This is a genomic window from Mesorhizobium sp. B1-1-1, from assembly GCF_006442955.1.
Lineage (GTDB): Bacteria > Pseudomonadota > Alphaproteobacteria > Rhizobiales > Rhizobiaceae > Mesorhizobium.
This window is the reverse complement of the sequence record NZ_VFWW01000008.1, coordinates 282,364-295,221: the sequence shown is the minus strand read 5'-3', so window position 1 is coordinate 295,221 and position 12,858 is coordinate 282,364. Positions and strand designations below refer to the sequence as shown.

At 63.3% G+C, this 12,858-nt stretch carries 14 protein-coding genes; 10 read left to right on the top strand and 4 right to left on the bottom strand.

Going from position 1 to position 12,858, the window contains the following annotated elements; translation table 11 throughout:
* Position 1 precedes the first annotated feature (1 nt).
* The 4 genes from preA (at position 2) to FJ986_RS18810 (ending at position 2,892) form a co-directional block, all read left to right on the top strand.
* Entirely contained in the window at positions 2–1,315 is a 1,314-nt protein-coding gene (preA, locus tag FJ986_RS18825; protein WP_140675432.1) for an NAD-dependent dihydropyrimidine dehydrogenase subunit PreA, read from the top strand.
* Between the two features lie 109 nt (positions 1,316–1,424).
* Positions 1,425–1,943 (top strand): Rrf2 family transcriptional regulator, encoded by a 519-nt coding sequence (locus tag FJ986_RS18820; protein ID WP_140623098.1) that lies wholly within the window; start codon positions 1,425–1,427, stop codon positions 1,941–1,943.
* Positions 1,944–1,954: 11 nt separating this feature from the next.
* Complete coding sequence (locus FJ986_RS18815; protein WP_140495113.1) at positions 1,955–2,413, top strand: carboxymuconolactone decarboxylase family protein; 459 nt, start codon at positions 1,955–1,957, stop codon at positions 2,411–2,413.
* Between the two features lie 101 nt (positions 2,414–2,514).
* Positions 2,515–2,892 (top strand): DoxX family protein, encoded by a 378-nt coding sequence (locus FJ986_RS18810; protein WP_140675430.1) that lies wholly within the window; start codon positions 2,515–2,517, stop codon positions 2,890–2,892.
* 9 nt (positions 2,893–2,901) lie between these two features.
* On the opposite strand, the gene FJ986_RS18805 is transcribed toward FJ986_RS18810, so the two are convergent.
* Both FJ986_RS18805 and FJ986_RS18800 read right to left on the bottom strand, forming a co-directional pair.
* The gene (locus FJ986_RS18805) at positions 2,902–3,624 is read right to left on the bottom strand and encodes an SDR family oxidoreductase (RefSeq protein ID WP_140675428.1); all 723 of its coding nucleotides are present in this window, start codon (positions 3,622–3,624) and stop codon (positions 2,902–2,904) included.
* Positions 3,621–4,460, bottom strand: a complete 840-nt coding sequence (locus tag FJ986_RS18800) for an SDR family NAD(P)-dependent oxidoreductase (RefSeq protein ID WP_140675425.1) — start codon at positions 4,458–4,460, stop codon at positions 3,621–3,623. Before FJ986_RS18800 ends, FJ986_RS18805 begins: the two co-directional genes overlap by 4 nt.
* Before the next feature lie 101 nt (positions 4,461–4,561).
* Here FJ986_RS18800 and FJ986_RS18795 point away from each other — a divergent pair, with 101 nt between their 5' ends.
* Positions 4,562–5,434, top strand: coding sequence for a helix-turn-helix transcriptional regulator (locus FJ986_RS18795; RefSeq protein ID WP_140675423.1), 873 nt, complete (start codon positions 4,562–4,564; stop codon positions 5,432–5,434).
* 15 nt (positions 5,435–5,449) lie between these two features.
* On the opposite strand, the gene FJ986_RS18790 is transcribed toward FJ986_RS18795, so the two are convergent.
* The gene (locus FJ986_RS18790) at positions 5,450–6,085 is read right to left on the bottom strand and encodes a TetR family transcriptional regulator C-terminal domain-containing protein (RefSeq protein ID WP_140495120.1); all 636 of its coding nucleotides are present in this window, start codon (positions 6,083–6,085) and stop codon (positions 5,450–5,452) included.
* Between the two features lie 227 nt (positions 6,086–6,312).
* Between FJ986_RS18790 and FJ986_RS18785 the strand changes: the two genes are divergently transcribed.
* The 4 genes from FJ986_RS18785 (at position 6,313) to hydA (ending at position 10,961) form a co-directional block, all read left to right on the top strand.
* On the top strand, positions 6,313–7,641 hold the full coding sequence (locus FJ986_RS18785) for an aspartate aminotransferase family protein (RefSeq protein WP_140521238.1): 1,329 nt from the start codon (positions 6,313–6,315) through the stop codon (positions 7,639–7,641).
* Positions 7,642–7,753: 112 nt separating this feature from the next.
* Positions 7,754–8,194, top strand: coding sequence for an endonuclease domain-containing protein (locus tag FJ986_RS18780; RefSeq protein WP_140521237.1), 441 nt, complete (start codon positions 7,754–7,756; stop codon positions 8,192–8,194).
* Complete coding sequence (locus FJ986_RS18775) at positions 8,195–9,445, top strand: Zn-dependent hydrolase (protein WP_140623102.1); 1,251 nt, start codon at positions 8,195–8,197, stop codon at positions 9,443–9,445.
* Positions 9,446–9,509: 64 nt separating this feature from the next.
* Positions 9,510–10,961, top strand: a complete 1,452-nt coding sequence (hydA, locus tag FJ986_RS18770) for a dihydropyrimidinase (protein ID WP_140557476.1) — start codon at positions 9,510–9,512, stop codon at positions 10,959–10,961.
* 328 nt (positions 10,962–11,289) lie between these two features.
* Here the strand turns inward: hydA and FJ986_RS18760 are convergent, their stop codons facing one another.
* Positions 11,290–11,694, bottom strand: a complete 405-nt coding sequence (locus FJ986_RS18760; protein ID WP_140495129.1) for a cupin domain-containing protein — start codon at positions 11,692–11,694, stop codon at positions 11,290–11,292.
* 130 nt (positions 11,695–11,824) lie between these two features.
* On the opposite strand from FJ986_RS18760, the gene FJ986_RS18755 reads away from it, so the two are divergent.
* Positions 11,825–12,616 (top strand): ABC transporter ATP-binding protein, encoded by a 792-nt coding sequence (locus tag FJ986_RS18755; protein ID WP_140495131.1) that lies wholly within the window; start codon positions 11,825–11,827, stop codon positions 12,614–12,616.
* Positions 12,617–12,858: the final 242 nt, after the last annotated feature.

Sequence of the window (12,858 nt, the reverse complement as noted above, 5' to 3'; positions counted from 1 at the left end):
CATGGCAGATATCAGGAATAATTTCGTCGGCATCAAATCGCCCAATCCGTTCTGGCTGGCCTCGGCGCCGCCGACCGACAAGGCCTACAATGTCGTGCGCGCCTTCAAGGCCGGTTGGGGCGGTGTCGTCTGGAAGACGCTGGGCGAAGAGGGCCCGCCGGTGGTCAACGTCAATGGCCCACGCTACGGCGCGATCTGGGGCGCCGACCGCCGTCTGCTCGGCCTCAACAACATCGAGCTGATCACCGACCGCGACTTGCAGACCAATCTGCGTGAGATGAAGCAGGTCAAGATGGAGTGGCCCGACCGGGCGCTGATCGCCTCGATCATGGTGCCTTGCGTCGAGGAAAGCTGGAAGGCGATCCTGCCGCTTGTCGAGGAAACCGGCGCCGACGGCATCGAGCTCAATTTCGGCTGCCCGCACGGCATGTCGGAGCGCGGCATGGGCGCCGCCGTCGGCCAGGTGCCGGAATATATCGAAATGGTTGTGCGCTGGTGCAAGCAGTACACGCGCATGCCCGTCATCACCAAGCTGACGCCCAACGTCACCGATATCCGCAAGCCGGCGCGAGCAGCACATGCCGGCGGCACCGACGCGGTGTCGCTGATCAACACCATCAACTCGATCACCGGCGTCGATCTCGACAGCTTCGCGCCGATGCCGACCATCGACGGCAAGGGCTCGCATGGCGGTTATTGCGGCCCTGCGGTGAAGCCGATCGCCATGAACATGGTGGCCGAGATCGCGCGCGACCCCGAAACGCAGGGGCTGCCGATCTCCGGCATTGGCGGTATCACCACCTGGCGCGACGCTGCCGAGTTCATGGCGCTCGGCGCCGGAAACGTGCAGGTGTGCACGGCCGCGATGACCTACGGTTTCAAGATCGTCCAGGAGATGATCGCCGGTCTCGAAAACTGGATGGACGAGAAGGGCCATCGCTCGCTCGACGACATCATCGGCCGTGCCACGCCCAATGTCACGGACTGGCAGTATCTCAACCTCAACTATGTCGCCAAGGCGCATATCGACCAGGATGCCTGCATCAAATGCGGCCGCTGCCACATCGCCTGCGAGGACACCTCGCATCAGGCGATCACCAGCATGGTCGACGGCGTCAGGCATTTCGAGGTGATCGAGGCCGAATGCGTCGGCTGCAATCTTTGCGTCAATGTCTGCCCGGTTGACAACTGCATCACCATGGAGGCGCTGGCCGCCGGGGTGATGGACCAGCGCACCGGCATGCCTGTGTCGCCGGTCTATGCCAACTGGACCACGCACCCGAACAACCCGATGGCCAAGGTAGCGGCGGAGTAGGGCGGAACAATCAAGGAAAAAGCGGCGTCCTCGGGCGCCGTTTTCATTTTGCTATTGCAGATAAAAGATATCCAGGATATAATTTATCCATGTATTGGAGATTGGTATCATGAAACTCGGCGATGGCGTCGAAGCGGCCATCCACTGCGCGGCGACGCTGGCTGGCGTCGATGGCGACAGCACCATGCCAGGTGCGGCCCTGGCGGAGGCGTTTGGCCTGTCGCCGAGCTATCTCCTGAAACATCTCAACATGCTCACCGCTGCGCGCATCCTGGAATCGGTTCCGGGACCAGCGGGCGGCTACCGGTTGGCGAAACCGGCCGAACGCATCACGCTGCTGGATATCGTGCTGGCGGTCGAAGGGCGCGAGCCGGCTTTTCGATGCGGCGAAATCCGCCAGCGCGGCCCGACGAAACTCGATGCGTCAGCCTATGTCAGGCCGTGCGGCATCAATGCTGCGATGCTGAAGGCGGAGCGCGCCTATCGCGCGGCGCTGGCCGAGGTCAGGCTGTCCGACATCGTGGCGGACTTCATGAAAGGCGCCGATCCGCGGTCGGTCGCGGCAAGCTGCGCTTTCACCGAGCGCCACCAGCGGCAGCAGAAATCCAGTTCAACCAAGCAAACATGAAAGGAAAGATGATGAGACAGAGGCTCCAGTTCTTCGCCAAGGCGCCCGAGATCATGAAAGCGGTGTCGGCGCTCAACAAGGCGGTCGACGAATGCGGGCTCGAGGAAAGCCTGCTGCACCTGATCAAGCTCAGGGCCTCACAGATCAATGGCTGCTCCTTCTGTGTCGAGATGCACAGCCGCGAGGCGAGGCGCGACGGCGAGACCGAACAGCGGCTTTATCTGGTTTCAGCCTGGAAGGAATCGCCGCTGTTTTCGGAGCGCGAGCGCGCCGCTTTGGCCTGGACCGAGGCCGTGACGCTGATCGCCAACAATGGTGTTTCGGACGAACTCTATGCCCGCACGCTGGAACATTTCTCGGAAGAGGAACTGGTCAAGCTCTCCGTGGCGCTGGGCATGATCAACACCTGGAACCGGCTTTGCATTCCGTTCCATGCCATTCATCCGATGCCTGCCGCCAAGGCCGCCTGATTGTTTGATCACGATCGGAGCGCCGCCAAGGGAGGCGGCGCTCCCATTATTTCAAAGGGAGAGGGTTTGATGCTTGCCGAATTTCGTAGGGAGAGGGTTTGATGCTTGCCGATTTGCCCGCCGCCTTGTTGGTTCTCGGCCGGCTGTTGCTTGGCGGCGGGTTTGTCTTCGCCGGCCTGCGCAACATCCAGAACGCGGGCTTCTTGACGGGGCTGATGGCCGCGCGAGGCGTGCCGCAGGCGCGGCTGGCACTTTGGGCCGGCATCGTGTTGCAGATCGTCGCCGGCGTGCTGGTGGTGACGGGCTTCTGGACCGCCACTGCCTGTGCGGTGCTGGTGCTGTTCCTGATCGTCGCCACGCCGATGTTCCACAATTTCTGGGACCATCAGGGACAGGAGCGTGCGTCGCGTATCAATGGTTTTGTTGGCAATGTCGCGCTGAGCGGCGGTTTCCTGACGCTGATCGCCCAATCGCTTTGACGGTTGCAGCTAGGCCGCGAACCGCAAACCACCATCGCAGGTTAATACCTGGCCGGTCATGAAGCCGTTGGAGACGAGGAAGGCTATGGCCGAGGCGACGTCCTCGGCGCGGCCGATGCGGCCGACCGGCGTCTTGCCGGCATAGTCCGCGAAGACCGCTTGTCGCTGCTCGTCCGGCAGAAAGTCCCACCAGGGTGTGTCGATGACGCCGGGCGCCACGACGTTGACGCGCAGCGGCTTCAGCTCGACGGCCAGGATCGGTGCCACCGTCAGGAGCATGCCATTGACGGCGCCGATGCCGGCGACGCCCGGCGTGGCGAGCTGGGCGGATACCGCCGAGATGAAGGTGACCGATCCTGATTTGTCCAGCGTTGGCAAGGCCGCCTGCAAGCAGGACAATTGCGGCCGCACCTTTTCGTCGACGCCGCCAGCGATATCGGCAAGGTCGAGTGTTTCGAACGGGCCAAGGCCCTTGCCGCCGCTCGCCGCCAGAACGAGATGGTCGAACGGGCCGATGCGCTCGAAGAATTGGCGCACCTCGTCGGGCTTGGCGGCATCGAACGCCGCCTTGTCGACGGCGCCACCGAGACTTTTCCATGCGCTGACGAGCTTGTCCTGATTGCGCCCGGTGATGGTCACCTTCATGCCGGGGCCGAGCAGTTTGCGCGCCGTCGCCAGGCCGATGCCGGACGAGCCACCGATGACGACTGTGTGTTCGATCTTGCTGGTCATGAACGCTCTTCCTTCACTGTAGCCTGCCCGACAAGGTCGAGGCTCAAGTCGCGCAATTGTTGTCTTGCTCTGGCGTCGTAAGCCTGGGCGTCGGCGCGGGATTCGCGAAGGCCGTCGAAATAGAGGCCGCTGCGCCCTTCGAGCGCCGGCGAGGTGGCGACGTTGACGATCGCCTCGGCGCCGGTTTCCACCGAGCTCCACGGCGTGACGCCGGCCTCGCGGACCATGGTCGTGTTCATGTAGCTCGCCGGGTGCAGGGCGTTGACGGTAACCCCGCTGCCCTTGAGCTGCTCGGCGAGATCGACGGTGAACAGGATCTGCGCCAACTTGCTCTGGCAGTAGGCGCGCACGCCGCTGTAGCCATGGGTAAGCATGACGTCGCTAAAGTCGATGGCCTGCTGGCCCGCCGAGGCGACGTTGACGATACGCGCCGGCGCGCTGGCCTTCAGCAGGGGCAGCAATTCCTCCGTAAGCAGGAAGCCGGCGAGATAGTTGACGGCGAAGCGCAGTTCATAGCCGTCGGCGCTGACCTGCCTTTTGGCGTTTTGGCCAGCCGTGCCGACGCCGGCATTGTTGATGAGGATGTCGAGCCGAGCGGTTTTGTCACGCACGGCCTCGGCGAGCCGGCGCACCTCGGCCAGCGAGGCGAGGTCGGCTGCGAAGAACTCGGCCTTGCCGCCGGCCACCTCGATGTCCGCGACCGCCGCCTTGCCGCGCGCTGCGTCGCGCCCGTGCACCAGCACCCGGGCGCCACCTGCGCCCAGCCGTTGCGCGACGACCCGGCCGACACCATCGGTCGAGCCGGTGATCAGGATTGTCTTGTCTTTCAGGTCCATGTTTGAGCCTCCATTCGTCGCTCCCGACAGAAGATGGGGCAGCGGGTGCGCGCCAAACAGTTCAAACTTTATCCTGGTATTGGTACTGCTATAATAGGATCATGGATGCTCCTTCTCATTCCCCTGAAGACAGCCGCCGGCGCGAGCTCGGCGCCTTCCTGCGCTCGCGCCGCGAGAGGCTTTCGCCACAGGCCGCCGGCATTGCCTGCGGCGCGCGGCGGCGCACGCCGGGCCTGCGGCGCGAGGAGGTGGCGATGATCGCCGGTGTCGGCACCACCTGGTACACCTGGCTGGAACAAGGAAGGGATGTCAGGCCCTCCGTAGAGGTGCTGGCGGCGCTCTGCGAGGCGCTGCGCCTCGACGCTGTCGAGAAGCGGCATTTGTTCATCCTCGCCGGCCGCCAGCAGCCGGAGCATCGTGGGGCGACGCCCGAAAAGGTCGACGGGCCGTTGCTGCACATGCTGCAAAGCCTTGTGCTGCAGCCTGCCTATGTGGTTGGCCGGCGCTGGGACGTGCTCGCCTGGAACCCGGCAGCCGCCGCGGTGTTCGGCGATTATGGCTTGCTGGAAGGCGACGCCCGCAACATCGTCCACATGGTATTTACCAACCCGCACCATCGCCGCCTGCTCGTCGACTGGGAAGAGCTTGCCCGCGTGGTGCTCGCTTCGTTTCGCGCCGAAAGCGCCAAATATGTCGGTGATCCCGATTTCGACCGGCTGATCGCGCTGATGATGCGCTCGAGCCCCGAGTTCCGCGATTGGTGGCCCCGACGTGACGTAGCGCGAAAGCTGACGGGTCTGAAGCACGTCCGCCATCCGACGGCCGGCGCCATGGCCTTCGAGCACATGAGCCTGTCGATCGACGATGGATCCGACATGCGGCTGGTCGTCTACACGCCGCTGGCCGAGCAGAACTCGATCGCCAAGCTGCAGAGCTTGCTTGATGCGCTGCCGGCCGAGCGGCGCAGCGCGTGAGCCTTCAGGGCAGGGTCAGGCCTTCGGCTTCAACCCGTCGAGAAATAATTGCTCCAGGAACCTCGCTGCGTCCTCGAAGCGGCCGTCGCCGCCGCGGTTCGGGCCGAGCACGGCGCGGACCTGGACGTCGAAATCGGCATAGTGCTGGGTCGTCGCCCAGATCGAGAAGATCAGGTGCCAAGGATCCGTCCTGGCGATCTTGCCGGCGCGCATCCAGCCCTTGATGACGGTTGCCTTCTCGTCGACCAGCGTCTTCAGTTCGCCGGTCAGCAAGGGCATGATGCGTGGTGCGCCCTGCAGAATCTCGTTGGCGAACAGCCGGCTCTCGCGCGGAAAATCGCGCGCCATTTCAAGCTTGCGCCTGATGTAGCTCCTGAGCTCGGTCAGGGGATCGCCGATGTCGTCGAGTTCCCTGAGCGGCGCCAGCCATGTGTCGAGCAGGCGCTGCATCAGCGTCTCGTGAATGTCTTCCTTGCGGCGAAAGTAATAGAGCAGGTTGGGCTTCGACATCCCAGCGGCTTCGGCGATCTGGTCGATGGTCGAGCCGCGGAAGCCATTGGTGGAGAACACCTCGAGCGCGGCTTCGAGAATGAGTTCGCGCTTCTCCTGCTGGATGCGGGTGCGGCGAGGGGCTTCCGTGCTGGTGTTCACCGTTGCGCGCCCTCGTGTTGAAAGCGGTCTGGCCCAATTCTCTGGACCAGTTTTTCCCCGGCCTGTGGAACGCACTTCAGGAGCCGCATTTCCGCTAGTAATCCCTTGACCGCCGACAGGGCGGTGCTAACGTTTGTCCAATCGGTCAAAAATTTGCGTAGCACGAAAGCGCGGCAAAGACCAAGCGTTGGACGTACCGAAACAGGTTACAAGGGGAAGTCTTGGTCATGTCCAACCGGCTGAAAGTCACGCCGAACGATCTCAGTGCATTCTGGATGCCGTTCACGGCAAACCGGCAGTTCAAGCAGGCGCCGCGCATGTTCGTGTCCGCCAAGGACATGCACTACACGACCAGCGACGGCCGCAAGGTGCTGGACGGCACCGCCGGCCTCTGGTGCGTCAATGCCGGCCATTGCCGGCCCAAGATCACCGAGGCGATCCAGCAGCAGGCCGCCGAGCTCGACTACGCTCCGGCCTTCCAGATGGGCCACCCGATCGTGTTCGAACTGGCCAACCGCCTGGTCGACGTCGCGCCGAAGGGCATGGATCACGTGTTCTTCACCAATTCCGGTTCGGAATCGGTCGAGACCGCGTTGAAGATGGCGATCGCCTATCACCGCGTGAAGGGCGAGGGCTCGCGCACCCGTCTGATCGGACGCGAGCGCGGCTATCACGGCGTCAATTTCGGCGGCATCTCGGTCGGCGGCATCGTCACCAACCGCAAGATGTTCGGCACGCTGCTCGGCGGCGTCGACCATATGCCGCACACACACCTGCCGGAGAAGAACGCCTTCTCCAAGGGCGTGCCGGAACATGGCGCGGAGCTGGCCAACGAGCTGGAGCGCATCGTTGCGCTGCATGACGCCTCGACCATCGCGGCCGTTATCGTCGAGCCGGTCGCCGGCTCCACCGGCGTCATCCTGCCGCCCAAGGGCTATTTGCAGAAGCTGCGCGAAATCTGCACCAAGCACGGCATTCTGTTGATTTTCGACGAGGTCATCACCGGTTTCGGCCGTCTTGGCGCGCCGTTCGCTGCCGATTATTTCGGCGTCACGCCTGATATCATGACCACCGCCAAGGGCGTCTCCAACGGCGTCATCCCGATGGGCGCGGTGTTCGTGAAGAAGGAAATCCACGACGCCTTCATGACCGGCCCCGAGCACATGATCGAGTTCTTCCACGGCTACACCTATTCGGGCAATCCGATCGCCTGCGCCGCGGCGCTCGGCACGCTCGACACCTACAAGGAAGAGGGCCTGCTCACCCGCGGCGAGGAACTGGCGCCCTATTGGGAAGACGCGCTGCATTCGCTGAAGGGCGAGCCGCATGTCATCGATATCAGGAACATCGGCCTGATCGGTGCGATCGAGCTGGCGCCAATTGCCGGCAGCCCGACCAAGCGGGCCTTCTCGGCCTTCGTCAAGGCGTTCGAGCGCGGCGCGCTGATCCGCACCACCGGCGACATCATCGCGCTGTCGCCGCCGCTGATCATCACCAAGGGCCAGATCAACGAACTGATCGATCATGTGCGTGAGGTACTGAGGTCGATCGATTGAAGAACTGGGCGCGGATATCCCTCCCCCTCGAGGGGAGGGTGGCCGCGAAGCGGTCGGGTGGGGTCGGTGCGACGGGGTGCCGACCTGATCTGTTGCCGCGAGGCTGCCGTTGATGCCCCGCACTCGCGTGAGCTACGAAATGCGCCAAAAGGCGCGCGCGCTTCGAGTTCACGCAACCAGGGGTGAATCCTTGCTCTGGTATGAACTGCGCGAGCTGAAATCGGCCGGCATCAAGTTTCGTCGTCAGTGTCCGATCGGGCCTTATATCGTTGACTTTGCCTGCCTCGCCGTGAAGCTGATCGTTGAAGTTGATGGCGATCTGCACGAACACGAGAAGGGCAAGCGGCATGATGCCGTTCGTGATGCCTATCTGCGCTCGCTCGGCTTTGATGTCTTTCGCGTCGATGAGCCCGATGTCATAAACAACCCTTGGCATGTTGCGCAGGTGGTCAAAGGGAAGGTCGAGCGCATGTCCGGCGACCCCACCCGACCGCTTCGCGGCCACCCTCCCCTCGAGGGGGAGGGGAACGCCACGCAATTGGAGAGGTTTTGAATGGCCGCACCCGGCGAGAATCTGCGAATCAATTCAGACCGTTTGTGGGATTCCATCATGGAGATGGCGAAGATCGGCCCCGGCATTGCCGGTGGCAACAATCGCCAGACCGTGACCGACGAGGACGGCGAGGGCCGGCATCTGTTCAAGCGCTGGTGCGACGCGGCCGGGCTCGAAATGGGCGTCGACGAGATGGGCACCATGTTTGCCAGGCGCGAAGGCGCCGATCCCAGCCTGCCGCCGGTCTATGTCGGCAGCCATCTCGACACGCAGCCGACCGGCGGCAAGTATGACGGCGTGCTCGGCGTGCTCGGCGGCCTGGAGATCGTCCGCTCGCTCAATGATCTCGGCATCAAGACCAAACATCCGATCGTGGTCACGAACTGGACCAACGAGGAGGGCTCGCGTTTTGCCCCGGCGATGATGGCGTCCGGCGTGTTCGCCGGTGTGCTCGACCAGACCGACGTCTACGAGCATACGGACAAGAACGGCAAGAAATTCGGCGAGGAACTGGAGCGTATCGGCTGGAAGGGCACGGAGAAGGTCGGCGATCGCAAGATCCACGCCTTTTTCGAACTGCATATCGAGCAAGGGCCTATCCTCGAGGACGAAGGCATCGACATCGGCGTCGTCACCCATGGACAGGGGCTGAAATGGCTGCAGGTGACGCTGACCGGCAAGGAGGCGCATACCGGCTCGACGCCGATGCCCAAGCGCCGCAATGCCGGGCTCGGCATGGCGCGCGTGATCGAACTGGTGCACGAGATTGCCATGGACTACCAGCCGGACGCCGTCGGCGCGGTCGGCCACATGGAAGTCTATCCGAACTCGCGCAACATCATCGCCGGGCGCACGGTCTTCACCATCGACATCCGCTCGCCGGAGAAGGAAGTGCTCGACGCCATGGATGGGCGCATCCGCGAAGGCATCGACACGATATGCGAGGCGCTCGACATCCAGTACAAGATCGAGCAGGTCGGCCATTTCGATCCGGTCACCTTTGACAAGGGCTGCGTCAAGGCGATCCGTGATGCCGCCGACCGGCTCGGCTACACGCACCGCAACATCGTCTCGGGCGCGGGCCACGACGCCTGCTGGATCAACCGCGTCGCGCCGACCGCCATGGTGATGTGCCCCTGCGTCGACGGTCTCAGCCACAACGAGGCCGAGGAGATCTCCAAGGAATGGGCGGCGGCAGGAGCCGACGTGCTGTTCCATGCCGTGGTGGAGACAGCGGTCATCGTGGAGTAAGCTGGAAAGCTGGATTTCCAAACGCTGCTCGCAAGAAGCGCGAAGGAACAAGGGAACGAGAAAAATGACCAAAGTCATCAGAAACGGCACCATCGTTACCGCCGACCGCACATGGAAGGCCGACGTGCTGATGCAGCACGGCAAGATCGTCGCCATTGGCTCCGACCTACACGGCGACCATGAGTTCGACGCCACCGGCTGTTATGTCATGCCAGGCGGTATCGATCCGCATACCCATCTCGAAATGCCGTTCATGGGCACCTATTCGGCCGACGATTTCGAGTCCGGCACGCGCGCGGCACTAGCCGGCGGCACGACGATGGTGGTCGATTTCTGCCTGCCGTCGCCGCAGCAGTCGCTGCTCGAGGCCTTGCAGATGTGGGACAACAAGACCTCGAAGGCGTCCTGCGATTATTCCTTCCACATGGCGATCACCTGGTGGGGCAAGCAGGTGTTCGACGAGATGGCCACCGTCGTCGACAAGGGCATCACCTCGTTCAAGCATTTCATGGCCTACAAGGGCGCGCTGATGGTGGACGACGACGAGATGTATGCGTCGTTCCAGCGCTGCGCCGAGCTCGGCGCGCTGCCGCTGGTGCATGCCGAGAATGGCGACGTGGTTGCGGCGCTCTCGCAGAAGTTGCTTGCCGCCGGCAACAATGGCCCGGAGGGGCACGCCTATTCGCGCCCGCCGGAAGTGGAAGGCGAGGCGACCAACCGCGCCATCATGATTGCCGACATGGCCGGCGTGCCGCTCTACGTCGTGCATGTTTCCTGCGAGCAGGCGCACGAGGCCATCCGCCGGGCGCGTCAGAAAGGCATGCGGGTGTTCGGCGAGCCACTGATCCAGCACCTGACGCTGGACGAGAGCGAGTATTTCGACAAGGACTGGGACCATGCGGCGCGCCGCGTGATGAGCCCGCCCTTCCGCAACAAATTACACCAGGATTCGCTGTGGGCCGGCCTGCAGGCGGGATCGTTGCAGGTGGTGGCGACCGACCACTGCGCCTTCACCACGGACCAGAAGCGCTTCGGCGTCGGCAATTTCACCAAGATCCCGAACGGCACGGGCGGCCTCGAGGATCGCATGCCGGTGCTGTGGACCAGGGGCGTCAACACCGGGCGGCTGACGATGAACGAATTCGTCGCCGTAACCTCGACCAACATCGCCAAGATCCTCAACATGTACCCGAAAAAGGGCGCCATTGTCGAAGGCGCGGATGCCGACATCATCGTGTGGGACCCCAAGCGCAAGAAGACGATTTCTTCGAAGAAGCAGCAGTCGGTCATCGACTACAATGTCTTCGAAGGCGTCGAAGTGACCGGCTTGCCGCGCTTTGTCTTCTCGCGTGGCGAATTGTCGATCGAGGAGACCGAGGTGAAGGCCAAGCCTGGCCATGGCCAGTTCGTCGGCCGCGAGCCGAACGCGGCGGTCAACCGGGCACTGTCGACCTGGAAGGAGATCACCGCGCCGCGCAAGGTGGAGCGGACAGGCATTCCGGCGACTGGGGTTTGAGTTTGCGCAGCTCGAAAAGCGCCAAGAAACTGATGATCGCCGACAAGGACGGCACCGTCTGCGGGGAAGTTTCCCGGTGCCGATGATTGCCGAAGTTGGTGCTGCCCCTCATCCGCCTGCCGGCGCCTTCTCCCCGTATAGGGACGGGGAGAAGGGAACTGAACGCAATCTTGGCGCCCTTTCCGGCAACGCTGGAAATTGGCGAAATCCTTCGCGAAATCGTCCTTCTCCCCGTCCCGATACGTGGAGAAGTGCCCGGCAGGGCGATGAGGGGCAGCGCAAACCTCAAGCAATTGGCCGATGGGCGCCTAGCCCCGCAAGGCCGGCTTCAGGCGACCAATGCATCCAGTTCCGGCAGCAGGACGACGCTTTCCTGCTCTTTGGGATCGGTGCGGGCAATGACGGCCGAAGACGGGGCCCCACTCAGATTGGCGGGCAGATGCGGCACGCCGGCCGGAATGTAGAAGAGGTCGCCGGCTTTGGCGACGATGTGGTTCTCAAGCCGGTCGCCGTACCAGGTATGGACCTCGCCGGAGAGCACGTAGATCGCCGTTTCATGGTTCTCATGCAGATGCGCCTTAGCGCGGGCGCCGGGCGGCATGGTGAGCACATGCATGCAGATACCAGATGAGCCGACCGACTCGGTGGCGATACCGGCGAAATAGGTCAATCCCTGCTTGCCTTCATAAGAGCTTTCAGGGCGGATAAGATGGCAAGTGGGTTGAGGCGACATCGGGGAAACTCCGGGCGTCGAATGAGTGGAACAAGACCAATGGGACTGGGCGAGTGGAAAACAACATCGCGATAAAAGCAATCGGAATCGGGCCGGCACTAAAGGGGCAGGAACAGGCAGGCCGCGGCCGATGACGGGGATTTCGCCAGCCGTCGTCGCGGCAAGCAAGCTTGGCCTGACCTTCCAGACCAATGACGGGCCGGTACAGGCGCTGTCCAATGTCGACCTGACCATCGGCAAGGGTGAGTTCGTTTCCTTCATCGGGCCGTCGGGCTGCGGCAAGACGACCTTGCTGCGGGTCATCGCCGATCTTGAGAAGCCGACCTCGGGGACCATTTCGGTCAACGGCATGACAGCAGAACAGGCGCGCGAGAAACGCGCCTACGGCTATGTCTTCCAGGCCGCCGCCCTGTTTCCCTGGCGCACCATCGAGCGCAACGTCGCGCTGCCGCTGGAGATCATGGGTCTGTCCGGGGCGGAGCAGGGAGAGCGGATCAGGCGCACGCTCGATCTCGTCAACCTTTCCGGCTTCGAGAAGAAGTATCCTTGGCAGCTTTCCGGCGGCATGCAGCAGCGCGCCTCGATCGCTCGCGCGCTCGCCTTCGATGCCGACCTTCTGTTGATGGACGAGCCGTTCGGCGCGCTGGACGAGATCGTGCGCGACCATCTCAACGGGCAATTGCTGCAATTGTGGGCGCGCACCAACAAGACCATCTGCTTCGTCACGCACTCCATTCCCGAGGCGGTGTATTTATCGACGCGCATCGTCGTCATGTCGCCGCGCCCGGGCCGCGTCAGCGACGTCATCGAATCGACGCTGCCGAAGGAGCGGCCACTCGACATCCGCGAGACGCCGGAGTTCCTGGCGATCGCCGCACGGGTGCGAGACGGCTTAAGGGCAGGGCACAGCTATGATGATTGAGCGGGGGCAGGATGGACTCGCGGCAGCGCCCCGAAAGGCGCCTCCACCTCACGAAGGAGCGGCCACCTACGCCTTCGTCATTCTAGGGCGGAGTAGCCGCGAAGCGGCATACGTAGACCCTAGGATCCATGCCGTGACGCCTGCCGAAAGGCGCAAACAGTCGAGAATATTCGGCAGGCTAAGCGGCGCGGAGGGAGCCATATTCCGAATGGTCGCGGAGCGGAGAGGTAACGGCATGGATT